This window comes from Aromatoleum sp., assembly GCF_036675785.1.
Lineage (GTDB): Bacteria > Pseudomonadota > Gammaproteobacteria > Burkholderiales > Rhodocyclaceae > Aromatoleum.
The window spans coordinates 23,271-36,862 of the sequence record NZ_JAKFEF010000073.1 but is presented as its reverse complement, the minus strand read 5'-3'; the positions used below and the strand labels follow the sequence as shown (position 1 = coordinate 36,862).

Below are 13,592 nucleotides of genomic sequence, written 5' to 3'. Positions count from 1 at the left end.
TCCCGTTCCCGTTCGACTCGGATCAGAACAGGAACGGCTGCTTCGCTGCCGGCTGCGTCGACGCGCTGCTCGCGTCGACCGCAAAGACTTTCGCCTGCCGCGGCTTGAACCACACCGTCCGTCCCGCGGCCAGGTCGAGCGTCGCGGCGCGCTCGCGCGTCAGTTCGACCTCGATCATCTCGGCCTCGTGTTCCAGTTCGACGCGCACCAGCGGCCCGATGCGGTGCACATGGCTGACGAGCGCCTTCATGCCGCCCGAAATAGGCGCGGCGTCGAGTTCGATGTCGTGCGGCCGCACGAACGCGATCGATCCGGCTTCGGGCGCGTCCCCTTCCCGCTCGACCTCCGCCCAGCCGCCGTGCATCCGGCTGTGGAAGACGTTCACGTTGCCGAGGAACTGGTAGACGAACGGCGATGCGGGGCTCGAATACACGTCGTCCGGCGAACCGATCTGCTCGATGCGCCCGCGGTTCATCACGACGACGCGGTCGGCGACTTCGAGCGCCTCTTCCTGGTCGTGCGTGACGAACACCGACGAGATATGCATTTCGTCATGCAGCCGGCGCAGCCAGCGACGCAGCTCCTTGCGCACTTTCGTGTCGAGCGCGCCGAACGGCTCGTCGAGCAGCAGCACTTTCGGCTCGACTGCGAGCGCGCGCGCGAGCGCGATGCGCTGGCGCTGCCCGCCCGACAACTGCGACGGATAACGCTGGGCAAGCCAGTCGAGCTGCACGAGTTTCAGCAGGTTCATCACGCGGTCGCGGATCTCGGCTTCCGACGGACGCAACTTCCGGGGCCGCACGCGCAGGCCGAACGCGACGTTCTCGAACACCGACATGTGCCGGAACAGCGCGTAGTGCTGGAACACGAAACCGACCTGGCGTTCACGCGCATGGACGTGCGTCGCCTCCTCGCCGGCGAACAGGACGTTTCCGCCGTCGGGCGTCTCCATGCCCGCGATGATGCGCAACAGCGTGGTCTTGCCGCAGCCCGAGGGCCCGAGCAGCGCGACCAGCTCACCGGTGGGGATATCGAGGGACAGATCGTCGAGCGCGACGAAATTGCCGAAGCGCTTGCTGATGTTGCGGATTTCGATGCTCATGGGCGTTCCGTGGCGACGGCTGGGGGCAGTTCGATTTTTTTAGGCGGCAGTTCAGCGGTCAGCATCTCCGTTTCCTTGCGCATCCGCCATTCGACGATCGTTTTCGCGACGAGCGTCACGAGACCGAGCAGTGCGAGCACGGTCGCTGCCGCGAACGCGCCGATCTGGTTGTACTCGTTGTAAAGGATCTCGACGTGCAGCGGCAGCGTGTTCGTCTCGCCGCGGATGTGGCCCGAGACGACGCTGACCGCACCGAATTCGCCCATCGCCCGCGCGTTCGCGAGGATCACGCCGTACATCAGGCCCCACTTGATGTTCGGCAGCGTCACGCGCCAGAACATCTGCCAGCCCGACGCGCCGAGCGACACCGCGGCTTCTTCCTCGTCGCGGCCCTGCGCCTGCATCAGCGGGATCAGCTCGCGCGCGACGAACGGGAAGGTCACGAACAGCGTCGCGAGGATCATGCCGGGCAGCGCGAAGATGATCTTGATGTCGTTCGCCGCGAGCCAGTCGCCGAAGAAGCCCTGCGCGCCGAACAGGATGATGAAGATCAGGCCGGCGACGACCGGCGACACGGCGAACGGCAGGTCGATCAGCGTCGTCAGGAGGCTCTTGCCGCGGAACTGGAACTTCGCGATCGCCCACGCCGCAGCGACGCCGAACGCGATGTTGAACGGCAGCACGAGCGCGGCGATCGTCAGCGTCAGCAGCATCGCCGACTGCGCCTCGCTGTCCTGCAGCGCGTCCCAGTACGCCTGCGCGCCCTGCGCGAACGCTTCCCAGAACACCGCGATCAGCGGCAACACGAGGAACAGGAACAGGAAGCCGAGCGCGATGCCCGTCAGCAGCAGGCGGACCCAGCGCGGCTCGGCGGTTGCACGGCGTGCGGTCATGGCCGGGCCCCCGCGAGCGCGAGCCCGTCGGCCGCGGCGTCGCCGTCGCGGCTCTTCGAATGCCGGTTCGCCGCCCACCACTGCAACAGGTTGATGACGAGCAGCATCACGAACGAGATCACGAGCATCACGACCGCGAGCGCCGTCGCGCCGAGGACGTCGTACTGCTCGAGCTTCGAGATGATCAGGAGCGGCGTGATCTCGGAGATCAGCGGCATGTTGCCGGCGATGAAGATCACCGAGCCGAACTCGCCGATCGCGCGCGAGAACGCGAGCGTGAAGCCGGTGAGCCACGCCGGGAATATCCCCGGCAGCAGCACGCGGGAGAAGGTCTGCCAGCGGCTCGCACCGAGCGACGCCGCGGCCTCTTCGACTTCGGGCTCGATGTCCTCGATGACCGGCTGCAGCGTGCGCACGACGAACGGCAGCGTCACGAAGATCAGCGCGACGACGATGCCGGCCGGCGTGAAGGCGATCCTTATGCCGAGCTTCGCGAGCTGCTCGCCGACCCAGCCGTTCTCGGCGTAAAGCGTCGCGAGCGTGATGCCGGCGACCGCGGTCGGCAGCGCGAACGGCAGATCGACGAGCGCATCGACGAAACGCTTGCCGGGAAACGGATAGCGCACGAGCACCCACGCGACGATCAGTCCGAACAGCGCATTGACCGCCGCCGCCGCGAACGACGCGCCGAAGGTCACGCGGTACGACGCGAGCGCGCGGTCGCCGGTCGCGGTCGCCCAGAAATCCGCCCAGCTCAACTGTCCGGTTATCAGGATCATTCCGGCCAGCGGGATCAGCACGAGCAGCGTCAGATACGTGAGCGTGTAACCGAGTCCGAGGCGGAAACCGGGCAGCACTCCATCGGGTTTGGCGGTGGCAGGAAACATGTAAGGCGCGTGAGGTGGAGAGGCGGGTTCACAAAACGATGCGGCCCGCCTGAGCGGGCCGCGTGAGCGCAAGCGCGCGGATTCTACTTCTGAACGTAGATCTGGTCGAACGTGCCGCCGTCCTTGAAGTGCGTCGCCGCCGCCTTGCTCCAGCCGCCGAACACTTCATCGACGGTGAAGGTCTTGATCGGCGGGAACTGCGCCGCGTGCTTCTTCAGCACTTCCGGGTCGCGCGGACGCAGGTAGTTGTTCGCGGCGTTCTCCTGCCCTTCCTTCGACCACAGGTACTCGAGATACGCCTGCGCGACCTTGCGCGTGCCCTTCTTGTCGACGACCTTCTCGACGATCGCGACCGGGAATTCCGCGAGGATCGACTGGCTCGGATAGACGACTTCGAAATCGCCGCGCCCGAACTCGCGCGCGATCAGTTCGGCTTCCGATTCGAACGTGACGAGCACGTCGCCGATCCGGCGCTGCATGAACGTCGTCGTCGCGTCGCGTCCGCCGGAACCGAAGAGCGGCGCGCTCTTCAGCCAGTTGGAGACGAACTCCTGCGCCGTCTTGTCGTTCCCGCCGGGCTGCTTCAGCGCGTAACCCCACGCGGCGAGATACGAATAGCGGCCGTTGCCGGTGTTCTTCGGGTGCGGAATGATGACCTGGACGGCGCCCGGCTTCGCGATGTCGTTCCAGTCCTTGATGCCCTTCGGATTGCCCTTGCGCACGATGAACACCATCGTCGAAGTGTAGGGCGACGCGTTGTCCGGGAAGCGCTTCGCGTAGTCGGTCGCGACGAGCCCTTTCTCGGCGAGGAAATCGACGTCCGTGGCCTGATTCATCGTCACGACGTCGGCTTCGAGTCCGTCGGCCACCGCGCGGGCCTGCTTCGACGAGCCGCCGTGCGACTGCCGCACCTCAACCTTCTCGCCGGTCTTTTCCTGCCAGTACTTCTGGAACAGCGGGTTGTAGTCCTTGTAGACATCCCGCGCGACGTCGTACGAGACGTTGAGCAGGTTTTGCTGGGCGTGCGCCCCGCCGACGAAGAAGACACCGACGGAGACCCCGACAGCAAGCAGCAGACCGGGCAATCTTTTCATAAGGACAATCCAGTGGAATCGGAACGGCGCCACGATAGCCGAAGGCATCCGCGCATTCAATGCATACAGACCCCTTTTTTTATAACCGCGCGATATAAGAATCTTTGGGGGTGTTTTGCAAAATCCATAAAACCCGTTATTCATGCCCCAACGTGAGGCGGCTAAACTCGACCGGTCTTGAGTCGAGTTCGAGATTGCGAAACTTACGATGCCCCGCGACGCCGCAATACGCTGCCCCAACTGCAAAGCGAACGAATGTCGCCGGTCGGCGTGGCTTTCGTCCGCCGAGCGACGCGCCCACCGGCACATGCATCCCTATCGCTGCCGCCAGTGTTCGCATCGTTTTCATCTACGCGACAGGGTGCCGGTGCGCCACGGAATGATCGTCGGCGGAGCGCTGGTGTCGCTTGCGTTCATCGTTGTCGCGACCGGAACGCTGCTCCACTGGAGCTACGATGTCGCGCCCGACGCAGGACCGGTTTCCGAGGTTGAACCGGTGGACCCGTACACGCTGAGATCGGCGCAACAGGGCGATGCCGAGGCGCAATTCCGGATCGCGCGCATCCTGCTCTCCGATCCGGTCCCGGATCGCAAGAACGCTTCCGAAGCGGTCCGATGGCTCACCGCCGCCGCGGAGCAGGACCACACCGGCGCGATGGTCCAGCTCGGAAAGCTGTATCGCAGCGGCGTCGGCGTGCTGCAGAACTTCGGCAATGCGGCGAAATGGATCGAGACTGCGGCGGTCCTTGAGGATCCCGCCGGGATGCATGAACTCGGGCGGTTGTATCGCGACGGCGTCGGCTTCGACCGCGATGCGGTCAAGGCCTACATCTGGTTCAGCCGTTCCGCCGCGGCCTTCAACACCGCTGCGGTGCGCGACCGCGACGACGTCGCGCGCGGGCTGAGCGACGAACAGTTGGAGGATGCGCAGCGCAAGTCCGCGGTCGCAAAAAAGGCGCCGGCGGGCGACGGCGCCGGGGAGCCCGGGCTCGCGGGGAAAATCAAACTGAGTTCGACGGAGGAAACGGAAAAGAATGGAACAACCGAGTGACAGCCGCGCATGCGTGATCGGCCACATCACCGTTAGGGATCCCGACAAGTGGGCGGAATATCGCCGTCAGGTCCCTGCCACCCTTTCCGACTGGGGCGGTGAACTCGTCTTTCGCGGCCGAAAGATCTCCGTCATGAGCGGCGAGCATGCCCACGCGGAGACCGTCGTGCTCCAGTTTCCCGACGCCCGCTCGCTGCATGGGTGGTTTCAATCGCCCGCGTACCAGGCGCTCATTCCGTTGCGTCAGCAAGCCGCAGACGTCGTTCTGGTCGGCTACGAGTCCTGACCGGGCTCACCGCCGGAGGGAGCGGGAACCAGACGAGGCTGCTCGAGCATCGCGCGCCGGCTGTCCGGCGTCTCGAGGCTGATTCGCCCGAGCGTGCCGCTGCGATAATCGTTCAGCAGGATTTGCGACGCCTTCTCGAGATCGGGCGCGCCACCCTTCAGTCGGCAGCCGCGACGCGCGGCAACCGTTTCGACGACCCCGACGGCATCGAGCGCGTCGAGCCGCTCGGGCGCAATCTTGTAACGCGACGCGAGCAGCGACGGATAACGGTCGAGCAGCAAGCCGGCGAGGAAGGTCGCGACCTCCTCGTCGATGACCGCGTTGCGCCCAATCGCGTGGCTCGCGGCGAGCATGAAGCCGTCCGAGTCGTGCTCGATCTTCGGCCACATCATTCCCGGCGTGTCGGTGATCGTCATGTGCGAGCCGAGATCGAAGGTCTGCTGCGACTTCGTCACCGCCGGCTCGTCGCCGACCTTCGCGACGCGGCGCTTCAGCAGCGCGTTCATCAGCGTCGATTTGCCGACGTTCGGGATCCCCATGATCATCATGCGCAGCAGCTTCGTGCCGTCGCTGCGGTGCGGCGCGAGGACCTGGCAAAGCCCCGGCACCCGCGCGACGTCGCCCGGTTTCTTGCACGACAGCGCGACCGCCTTCACGCCGGGCTGGCGGTCGTAGTACTCCATCCACGCGCGCGTCGCGACGGGGTCCGCGAGATCGGCCTTGTTCAGCACCTTCAGGCACGGTCGCTGACGAAAGCGACGCAGCTCGTCGATCATCGGGTTGCTGCTCGCCTCGGGCACGCGCGCGTCGAGCACTTCAATGACGACGTCGGTCATCGCCATCGTCTCGGCCGCCTTCTTGCGCGCGGAGGTCATGTGACCGGGGAACCACTGGATCGACATCTGGAATCAAAGCCCTGGAGAAGGCGCGCATTATCGCCTCGTTCGCCGGCCACTTGGGGCAAAATGGCGGACTTTCGAGGGAATACGGATGAATCGTGACGAGGTCGTTGCGTCGACGCGGCAGTGGCTGGAAAAGGCGGTGATCGGGCTCAACTTGTGCCCGTTCGCGAAGTCGGTGTATGTGAAGAACCAGGTGCGCATCGTCGTCAGCGACGCCAGGCACGCGGACGAGTTTCTCGAGGAGCTCGACCGCGAGCTCGAATTCCTCGCCGCGGCCGACCCGCAGGACGTCGAGACGACGCTGCTGGTCCATCCGACCCTCTTCCGCGACTTTCTCGACTTTAACGAGATCGCCGGGATCGCCGAGGAAGCGGTCGCCGAGCACGAGCTCGAGGGCGTCATCCAGGTCGCGAGCTTCCATCCGCGCTTCCAGTTCGACGACACGGCCGAGGACGACATCGGCAACTACACGAACCGCTCGCCGTACCCGACGCTGCACCTGCTGCGCGAAGAGAGCGTCGAGCGCGCGATCGAGTCGTACCCGGACGCCGACACGATCTACGAGCGCAACATCGAAACGCTGAAGAAGCTCGGTCACGACGGCTGGAACGCGCTCGGCGTTCCGGCGCCGAAGGACGACCAAGAGTGAGCGGAGCGCGCGCAACGGCAAAACGGCCGCAGGCCGACCGGGCGAAGACGAGCCCGGCCGGGACCGAAGAACGACCGGCGGCGGCGCTGCCGGAGCTGCGACCCGGCCAGTCGGCCGAGCTGCTAAAGGAACTCCACATCCTCACGCGCGACGGCAAGCTGAACCAGGACAGCCGTCGCAAGCTGAAGCAGGTCTACCACCTCTACAACTTCATCGAGCCGCTGCTCGAGGAAGTGCTTGCCGCGCAGGGCGACCTGACGCTCGCCGACCACGGCGCCGGCAAGTCCTACCTCGGCTTCATCCTCTACGACCTGTTCCTGAATGCGCGGGAAGCGGGACATGTGTACGGCATCGAGACCCGCGACGAGCTCGTCGCGAAGTCGCGCGAACTCGCGGCGCGACTCGGCTTCGAGCGCATGAGCTTCCTCAACCTGTCGGTCGAGGAGTCGATCGATTCGCCCGAACTGCCCGAGCGCATCGACGTCGTCACCGCGCTGCACGCATGCAACACCGCGACAGACGACGCGATCCGCTTCGCGCTGGAAAAGCGCGCCCGCTTCATCGTGCTCGTCCCGTGCTGCCAGGCGGAGGTCGCCGGGGCGCTGCGCCGGCACAAGAACGAATCGTTCGGCAGGACACCGCTGTCCGAAATCTGGCGCCACCCGATCCACACGCGCGAATTCGGCAGCCAGCTGACGAACGTGCTGCGCTGCCTGCTGCTCGAATCGCACGGCTACCAGCTGACGGTGACCGAGCTCGTCGGCTGGGAGCATTCGATGAAGAACGAGCTGATCATCGCGCGGTCAACCGGCCACGCGCGGGGGAACGCTCGCGAGCGCCTCACGCAGATCCTCGCCGAGCTCAATCTCGAAGAGATGACTCCCCGGTTCGTCTACTGATCTGCGGCGGCAGCTTCCATCACTTGATCTGCGCGAAGCAAATCGGCGGCAACGCCCGGTAAGCTCAAGTCCTTTTCGAGGCCCGATCACCATGCCCGACCTACCCTTTCCCGTCATCGTCGCCACCCTCTTCCTGTTCGGCTGCCTCGCGATGCTGCACGTCCACATGCGCCAGCAGGAGCGCCTGCGCGCGCTGCCGCTGCGGGACGAGTTTCTCGCCGGGCGTCCGGCCGCGGCAGCGGCGTGCGCGCGCTGCACGTCCACCGACAAGCGCGAATTCGGCCTCGGCGACGGTGAAAACGCGCAGCGCGTCGTCGTCTGCGCGAAATGCGACCGCCCGATGTACCGCTACCACCAGCCGAAGCAGGACTAGAACGTTCCGCCCGTCCGCGCGGTCAACCGCGAGTTGGCCGACGTGGAGGACCGGAACATGGACGTCATTCCCCTGCTCACCCGGCTCGGCGTGCCGACCGGGATCCTCGACCGCGGCGACCTGCCCGTCCGCAGCCCGATCGACGCGAGCATCCTGGCGCACCTCTCGCCGACCTCCCCCGCCGAAGCGAGCACCGCCGTCGAGCGCGCTCGCACAGCCTTTCTCGCGTGGCGCGAAGTTCCACCGCCGCGCCGCGGAGAGTTCGTGCGCCGCTACGGCGAGGTGTTGCGCGCCCACAAGGCCGACCTCGGCGAGCTCGTGACCATCGAATCCGGCAAGATCCGCCAGGAGGGGCTCGGCGAAGTGCAGGAGATGATCGACGTCTGTGACTTCGCGTGCGGGCTGTCGCGCCAGCTTCACGGCCTGACGATCGCGAGCGAGCGCCCCGGCCACCGGATGATGGAGCAGTGGCATCCGGCGGGCGTCGTCGGCGTCGTCTCGGCGTTCAATTTTCCGGTCGCGGTGTGGGCGTGGAACGCGATGCTGGCGTGGGTGTGCGGCGACAGCGTCGTGTGGAAGCCGTCACCTCGCACGCCGCTCTCCGCGCTCGCGTGCGCGTCGCTGTTCCGGGCGGCGTCCCGTGACTTCGCCGACGTACCCGACGGGCTGCTCGAAGTGCTGATTGGCGGCAATGGGCTCGGCGAAAGCCTTGCCGACGATCCGCGCGTCGCGGTGCTCTCGGCGACCGGCTCGACCGCGATGGGCAAAGCGCTCGCGCCGCGCGTCGCCGCCCGACTCGGGCGCTCGATTCTCGAACTGGGCGGCAACAACGCCGCGATCGTCTGCCCGAGCGCGGACCTCGACCTCGCGGTGAGGGCGATCCTGTTCGCCGCGGCCGGCACCGCGGGACAGCGCTGCACGACGCTGCGACGGCTGATCGCGCATGAGTCGATCGCCGACGCGACCGTCGAGCGGCTGCGGGTGCTCTGGCAGCGCATCCCGGTCGGGAATCCGCTCGATCCGGCGACCCTGGTCGGCCCGCTGATCGACGCGGACGCGGGAAAGGCGATGGACGACGCCCTCGCCGAAGCGCGCCGCTCCGGCGCCACGGTGTGGGGAGGCGAAGCCGTGCCGGTCGAAGGCTGCAACGGTGCGTGCTACCGCCGTCCGGCGCTCGTCGCGATGCCGGCGCAGACGCCGCTCGTGAAGCGGGAGACGTTCGCGCCGATCCTCTACGTGATGCGCTACCGCGACTTCGACGACGCGATCGCGCTGCACAACGGCGTGCCGCAAGGGCTCGCGTCGTCGATCTTCACGCGCGACCTGCTCGAGGCCGAGCGCTTCCTGTCGGCGACCGGCAGCGACTGCGGCATCGCGAACGTCAATATCGGCCCGTCGGGCGCCGAGATCGGCGGCGCGTTCGGCGGCGAAAAGGATACCGGCGGCGGGCGCGAGTCCGGCTCCGACGCGTGGAAAGCCTACATGCGCCGCACGACCTGCACGATCAACTATTCCGCGGCGCTGCCGCTTGCGCAGGGGATCCGCTTCGCACTCGACAACTGACGACGCGCTGCTCGGTCACTCCTTCGGCGTCGACGCGCGGGTGACGAGCAGCTGGTCGATGCGGTAATTGTCGATGTCGACGACCTCGAACTTGTAGCCGCCGTAACTCACCGAGTCGGTGCGCTTCGGCACCTTGCGCAGCATGTACATCATGAAGCCGGCCATCGTTTCGTAATTCTCGTGGCCGACGAACTCGTCGATGCCAAGCACATGCATCACGTCCTCGATCGGCGTGATGCCGTCGATCAGCCACGAGTCCTCGTCGCGCTTGACGATCAGCTCCTCCTGGAACGCGCTGCCGAGCTCGCCCATCACCGTGTTCATAATGTCCTGCAGCGTCAGCAGCCCGACGATCAGCGCGTACTCGTTGACGATCATCGCGAAATCCTCGCGCGCCGCACGAAAGCGCTCGAGGGCTTCGAACAGCGTGAGCGTGTCGGGAATTACCAGCGCGTTGCGCACGACCGGATCGGCACGCAGCGACAGCTTCTGGCCCGACAAGATGCGCGCGAAGATGTCCTTGGAATCGACGTAGCCGACGACCGTGTCGATCGTGTTCTCGCACACGGGAAACTTTGCGTGGGGCTGCGCAACGAGCTTCGCGCGGATGCTCTCCTCGCTCTCGCTCAAGATGAAGTGGACGATGCTTTCGCGGTTCGTCATCGCCGACGGGACGGTGCGCGAATCGAGCTCGAACACGTTGACGATGAGTTCGCGCTCCTGCTTCAGCAGCGCGCCCGTTTGCGCGCCGACGTCGACCATCGCGACGATTTCGGCGGAGGTGACGCTCTCGGTGCGCACGTTCGGCAGCTTCAGCAGGCGGAACAGCCAGTTCGCGAGCCCGTCGAACAGCCACACCAGCGGCGCGAACGCGACCACGCAAAAGCCCATCGGCTTGACGACCGCGACGGCGACGCGCTCGGGCGCCACCATGCCGAGCCGCTTCGGCACGAGGTCGGAGAACAGCACGAAGAGCGACGTCACGATGACGAACGACACGACGAAGCTCGCGCTGTCGAGCAGCGGGCCGTCGTAGACGAGCCGCAGGATCTGCGCGACTGCGGGCGACAACGCGGATTCGCCGACGATGCCGCCGAGAATCGCGATCGCGTTCTGGCCCAGCTGGACGACGGTGAAGAAATGGCCGGGGTTGTCCTGCAGCGCGAGCACGCGCTCCGCGCCGGGGCTTCCCTGCTGCGCCATCAAGCGGAGCCTGATCTTGCGCGAGGCCGCGAGCGAGATCTCGGAGATCGAAAAGAACGCGCTGGACGCGATCAGCAGCGCGATGACGAAAATCTGGTTCGTGAAGTTCACATTAACCGCTCCCCCGGCGATGCCGTCCGACCCGATACGGAAGCGGCTTGCCCAAAACGCTCTGCGCTCAGGCCCCCTTCAGGCGCACCGGTTCGACGAGAACCGTTTCCCGACCGTTCGTCACCCATACCTGTCCGTCCTGCAGCGTACATTGCAGCCGCATGCTGCGGTCGACGAGGGCTGCGAGCGCGGGCGCGGCATCGGCGGGTAGATTCCATACCGTCAGGTTCGCCTGGCGCGCGAGTTTGTCGCGGACGCCGTTCCACCAGATGTCGGCGGCGCGGCCGTAGCTCACGACGACGACGTCGCGCGCGCGGCCGCAGGCCTTGCGGATCCACTTCTCGTCCGGCTGCCCGACGTCGATCCAGCGCTCGATCGCGTCGGTCAGATCCTTCTGCCACAGGTCGGGCTCGTCGTCGACGCACAGGCCCTTGCCGAAGCCGAGCGCCGGGTCCGCGTACATCGCGAACGCAAGCACGCGCACCATCATCCGCTCGTCGGTCTCGGACGGATGACGCGCGATCGTGAAGCCGTGATCGCCGTAGTAGTGGCGGTCCATGTCCGCGACCGAGAGTTCGGCCTTGTAGATCGTTGCCTTGAGCGCCATCGCCGCCGCCTTCAGTGCGTCGAGCCGCCGGCGCGGCGCGCCTGCTGCCAGCCGAGCACCGCCTGCGTCGCATACGCCATCACGCGGTCGCGCACGGCTGCCGGCAATTCGTTCGACAGCGCGGCGAACAGCTCCTCGTTCATGTCGCGCGCGAGGCCGTCCGCGGCCAGCCCTTCGGACAGACATCGGATCTGGACGTGGGCCAGCGCGTCGGCGACGAGCCGCCAGCCGAGTTCGGGCATCGTCGTGGCCAGCGCGGTCATCATGCCGCCGAGCCGGACCAGGATCGTCGTCGCCTGCTCGCGCTCCTCACTGGCGATCATCGCGTGCCACAGCGTGAGATGGATCGCGCGCCGCAGGTCGATCTTGAAGTCGATTGCATTGCCTTCGAAAGCGTCGATCGCGGCAAACTGCTGCTGGAATTTCGCCTCCTGCTGCGGGTCGAGTCCGACGCGCAGCGCGCCGACCAGTTCGGAAAGACCCGGAATCGCGACGAGCCCGAACGCTTGGCTGTACGCGAGCCCCCACTGGTCGAGCCCGGCGACGATCAGCGCGAGGCGCAACGCGCGTGCGTCGTCGCCGCCGGCCGCGCTCCAGTTGCGCAACGCGACCGAGAGCTCCCCGACGCCGCGCACGCGTCCGGCGTCGTCCTCGTTCAGCGTCAGGCGGAACACTTGCGAGAACGCGTCCTGCGCCATGCGCGCGGCGAGCTTTTGCACGTCGGCGGGCGCGAGCGCAAGGAGCCCGTCGGCGGGAATCGGTGAAGCGGGCGGCGCGAAGGAAGTCATGCTTCGGTTCCACGTAAAGGCCGGTATTCTGAAGGCCTACCGGCTTCACGGCAAATCGCCCGCTCAGGCGTGGCGTCGCCGTCGTATATCGAGCCGGGCACGCTGCCGGCGACATTTCCGCCGAAGCGCGCTTGTGGATTCATCCATTGCTGACAGAATGGGGTCCCGATTGCCGCCCCCCTCTGCGCCCATGACCCCCACCCCCTTCGCGAATCTGACACCGGACCTCATCCTCGATGCGATCGAGAGCGTCGGGCTGACGCCGGACGGACGAATGCTCGCACTGAACAGCTACGAGAACCGCGTCTACCAGGTCGGTATCGACGACGCGCCGACGGTCGTCGCGAAGTTCTATCGCCCCGAGCGCTGGACGGACGACGCGATCGGCGAGGAACACGCTTTCGTTGCCGAACTCGCCGAGCGTGAAATCCCCGTCGTCCCGCCGCTGCGGCTGCGCGGCGCGACCTTGCATTCGCATGGCGGCTTGCGTTTCGCGCTGTTCCCGCGCATCGGCGGCCGCGCGCCCGAGCTGTCGGACCCGGCGACGCTCGAATGGATGGGGCGCTTCATCGGCCGCATCCACGCGGTCGGCGCCCTCGCGCCTTACCGGGCGCGCCCGAGCCTCGACATCACCAACTTCGGCGAGGAGCCGCGCGACTGGCTGCTCGCGCACGATTTCATTCCCGATGACCTGCTGCCGGCATGGCGCAGCACGATCGACCAAGCGCTCGACGGCGTCCGGCGCTGCTTCGACCGCGCGGGCGAGGTCGCGCGCATCCGCTTGCACGGCGACTGCCACGCGGGCAACGTGCTGTGGAGCGAAACACGTGACTCTGCCGGGCCGCAGTTCGTCGATTTCGACGACAGCCGGATGGGGCCGGCGGTGCAGGACTTGTGGATGCTGCTGTCCGGTTCGCGTGAAGAGATGGGACGCCAGCTCGCCGACGTGCTCGCCGGTTACGAGGATTTCCACGACTTCGCGCCGCGCGAGCTGCACCTCGTCGAAGCCTTGCGGACGCTGCGCCTGATCCATTACTCGGCCTGGATCGCGCGCCGATGGGACGACCCGGCGTTCCCCGCGGCCTTTCCGTGGTTCAACACCCAGCGCTACTGGCAGGACCGCGTGCTCGAACTGCGCGAGCAGGTCGCGCTGATGGACGAACCGCCGCTGTGGTCGAGCTGAA

Annotated in this window: 15 protein-coding genes; 7 read left to right on the top strand and 8 right to left on the bottom strand. The window is 66.6% G+C overall.

Annotated elements, in window-relative coordinates; all coding sequences use genetic code 11:
* Positions 1 to 22: 22 nt before the first annotated feature.
* The 4 genes from V6M37_RS15450 to V6M37_RS15435 all read right to left on the bottom strand — a co-directional run bounded on the left by V6M37_RS15450 (position 23) and on the right by V6M37_RS15435 (position 3,976).
* Entirely contained in the window at positions 23 to 1,102 is a 1,080-nt protein-coding gene (locus V6M37_RS15450; protein WP_332674797.1) for a sulfate/molybdate ABC transporter ATP-binding protein, read from the bottom strand.
* Complete coding sequence (gene cysW, locus V6M37_RS15445; protein WP_332674795.1) at positions 1,099 to 1,995, bottom strand: sulfate ABC transporter permease subunit CysW; 897 nt, start codon at positions 1,993 to 1,995, stop codon at positions 1,099 to 1,101. The genes V6M37_RS15450 and cysW overlap by 4 nt, the downstream gene beginning before the upstream one ends.
* A complete protein-coding gene (gene cysT / locus V6M37_RS15440) occupies positions 1,992 to 2,882 on the bottom strand; it encodes a sulfate ABC transporter permease subunit CysT (protein WP_332674793.1) in 891 nt (296 codons plus the stop codon). The genes cysW and cysT overlap by 4 nt, the downstream gene beginning before the upstream one ends.
* An 83-nt stretch (positions 2,883 to 2,965) precedes the next feature.
* Positions 2,966 to 3,976, bottom strand: coding sequence for a sulfate ABC transporter substrate-binding protein (locus V6M37_RS15435; protein WP_332674792.1), 1,011 nt, complete (start codon positions 3,974 to 3,976; stop codon positions 2,966 to 2,968).
* A 379-nt stretch (positions 3,977 to 4,355) separates the two neighbouring features.
* Here V6M37_RS15435 and V6M37_RS15430 point away from each other — a divergent pair, with 379 nt between their 5' ends.
* Complete coding sequence (locus V6M37_RS15430) at positions 4,356 to 5,027, top strand: tetratricopeptide repeat protein (RefSeq protein ID WP_332674791.1); 672 nt, start codon at positions 4,356 to 4,358, stop codon at positions 5,025 to 5,027.
* Positions 5,011 to 5,313 (top strand): DUF1330 domain-containing protein, encoded by a 303-nt coding sequence (locus tag V6M37_RS15425; protein ID WP_332674790.1) that lies wholly within the window; start codon positions 5,011 to 5,013, stop codon positions 5,311 to 5,313. Before V6M37_RS15430 ends, V6M37_RS15425 begins: the two co-directional genes overlap by 17 nt.
* On the opposite strand, the gene ylqF is transcribed toward V6M37_RS15425, so the two are convergent.
* The gene (gene ylqF, locus V6M37_RS15420; protein WP_332674789.1) at positions 5,301 to 6,215 is read right to left on the bottom strand and encodes a ribosome biogenesis GTPase YlqF; all 915 of its coding nucleotides are present in this window, start codon (positions 6,213 to 6,215) and stop codon (positions 5,301 to 5,303) included. The two genes, V6M37_RS15425 and ylqF, sit on opposite strands and share 13 nt — an antisense overlap.
* 88 nt (positions 6,216 to 6,303) lie before the next feature.
* Between ylqF and V6M37_RS15415 the strand changes: the two genes are divergently transcribed.
* From V6M37_RS15415 to amaB, 4 genes are all read left to right on the top strand, one after another.
* Positions 6,304 to 6,864 carry a DUF1415 domain-containing protein gene (locus V6M37_RS15415; RefSeq protein WP_332674788.1) on the top strand — a complete coding sequence of 187 codons (561 nt, stop codon included), beginning with the start codon at positions 6,304 to 6,306 and terminating at the stop codon, positions 6,862 to 6,864.
* Between the two features lie 86 nt (positions 6,865 to 6,950).
* Positions 6,951 to 7,763, top strand: a complete 813-nt coding sequence (locus V6M37_RS15410; protein ID WP_332674849.1) for a class I SAM-dependent methyltransferase — start codon at positions 6,951 to 6,953, stop codon at positions 7,761 to 7,763.
* A 91-nt stretch (positions 7,764 to 7,854) separates the two neighbouring features.
* Complete coding sequence (locus tag V6M37_RS15405) at positions 7,855 to 8,136, top strand: hypothetical protein (RefSeq protein ID WP_332674787.1); 282 nt, start codon at positions 7,855 to 7,857, stop codon at positions 8,134 to 8,136.
* Positions 8,137 to 8,193: 57 nt separating this feature from the next.
* Positions 8,194 to 9,699, top strand: coding sequence for an L-piperidine-6-carboxylate dehydrogenase (gene amaB / locus V6M37_RS15400; RefSeq protein WP_332674786.1), 1,506 nt, complete (start codon positions 8,194 to 8,196; stop codon positions 9,697 to 9,699).
* Between the two features lie 15 nt (positions 9,700 to 9,714).
* Here amaB and V6M37_RS15395 read toward each other — a convergent pair whose 3' ends face one another.
* The 3 genes from V6M37_RS15395 to V6M37_RS15385 all read right to left on the bottom strand — a co-directional run bounded on the left by V6M37_RS15395 (position 9,715) and on the right by V6M37_RS15385 (position 12,408).
* Complete coding sequence (locus tag V6M37_RS15395) at positions 9,715 to 11,013, bottom strand: hemolysin family protein (RefSeq protein ID WP_332674785.1); 1,299 nt, start codon at positions 11,011 to 11,013, stop codon at positions 9,715 to 9,717.
* A 67-nt stretch (positions 11,014 to 11,080) separates the two neighbouring features.
* Positions 11,081 to 11,620 carry a YaeQ family protein gene (locus V6M37_RS15390; protein ID WP_332674783.1) on the bottom strand — a complete coding sequence of 180 codons (540 nt, stop codon included), beginning with the start codon at positions 11,618 to 11,620 and terminating at the stop codon, positions 11,081 to 11,083.
* A gap of 11 nt (positions 11,621 to 11,631) precedes the next feature.
* Positions 11,632 to 12,408, bottom strand: a complete 777-nt coding sequence (locus V6M37_RS15385; RefSeq protein ID WP_332674782.1) for a hypothetical protein — start codon at positions 12,406 to 12,408, stop codon at positions 11,632 to 11,634.
* A 190-nt stretch (positions 12,409 to 12,598) separates the two neighbouring features.
* On the opposite strand from V6M37_RS15385, the gene V6M37_RS15380 reads away from it, so the two are divergent.
* Complete coding sequence (locus V6M37_RS15380; RefSeq protein ID WP_332674781.1) at positions 12,599 to 13,591, top strand: serine/threonine protein kinase; 993 nt, start codon at positions 12,599 to 12,601, stop codon at positions 13,589 to 13,591.
* Position 13,592 lies beyond the last annotated feature (1 nt).

Coding starts and splice junctions, on each gene's coding strand:
- V6M37_RS15450 (WP_332674797.1), bottom strand. CDS start 1,102: ATGAGCATCGAAATCCGCAACATCAGCAAGCGCTTCGGCAATTTCGTC.
- cysW (WP_332674795.1), bottom strand. CDS start 1,995: ATGACCGCACGCCGTGCAACCGCCGAGCCGCGCTGGGTCCGCCTGCTG.
- cysT (WP_332674793.1), bottom strand. CDS start 2,882: ATGTTTCCTGCCACCGCCAAACCCGATGGAGTGCTGCCCGGTTTCCGC.
- V6M37_RS15435 (WP_332674792.1), bottom strand. CDS start 3,976: ATGAAAAGATTGCCCGGTCTGCTGCTTGCTGTCGGGGTCTCCGTCGGT.
- V6M37_RS15430 (WP_332674791.1), top strand. CDS start 4,356: ATGATCGTCGGCGGAGCGCTGGTGTCGCTTGCGTTCATCGTTGTCGCG.
- V6M37_RS15425 (WP_332674790.1), top strand. CDS start 5,011: ATGGAACAACCGAGTGACAGCCGCGCATGCGTGATCGGCCACATCACC.
- ylqF (WP_332674789.1), bottom strand. CDS start 6,215: ATGTCGATCCAGTGGTTCCCCGGTCACATGACCTCCGCGCGCAAGAAG.
- V6M37_RS15415 (WP_332674788.1), top strand. CDS start 6,304: ATGAATCGTGACGAGGTCGTTGCGTCGACGCGGCAGTGGCTGGAAAAG.
- V6M37_RS15405 (WP_332674787.1), top strand. CDS start 7,855: ATGCCCGACCTACCCTTTCCCGTCATCGTCGCCACCCTCTTCCTGTTC.
- amaB (WP_332674786.1), top strand. CDS start 8,194: ATGGACGTCATTCCCCTGCTCACCCGGCTCGGCGTGCCGACCGGGATC.
- V6M37_RS15390 (WP_332674783.1), bottom strand. CDS start 11,620: ATGGCGCTCAAGGCAACGATCTACAAGGCCGAACTCTCGGTCGCGGAC.
- V6M37_RS15385 (WP_332674782.1), bottom strand. CDS start 12,408: ATGACTTCCTTCGCGCCGCCCGCTTCACCGATTCCCGCCGACGGGCTC.
- V6M37_RS15380 (WP_332674781.1), top strand. CDS start 12,599: ATGACCCCCACCCCCTTCGCGAATCTGACACCGGACCTCATCCTCGAT.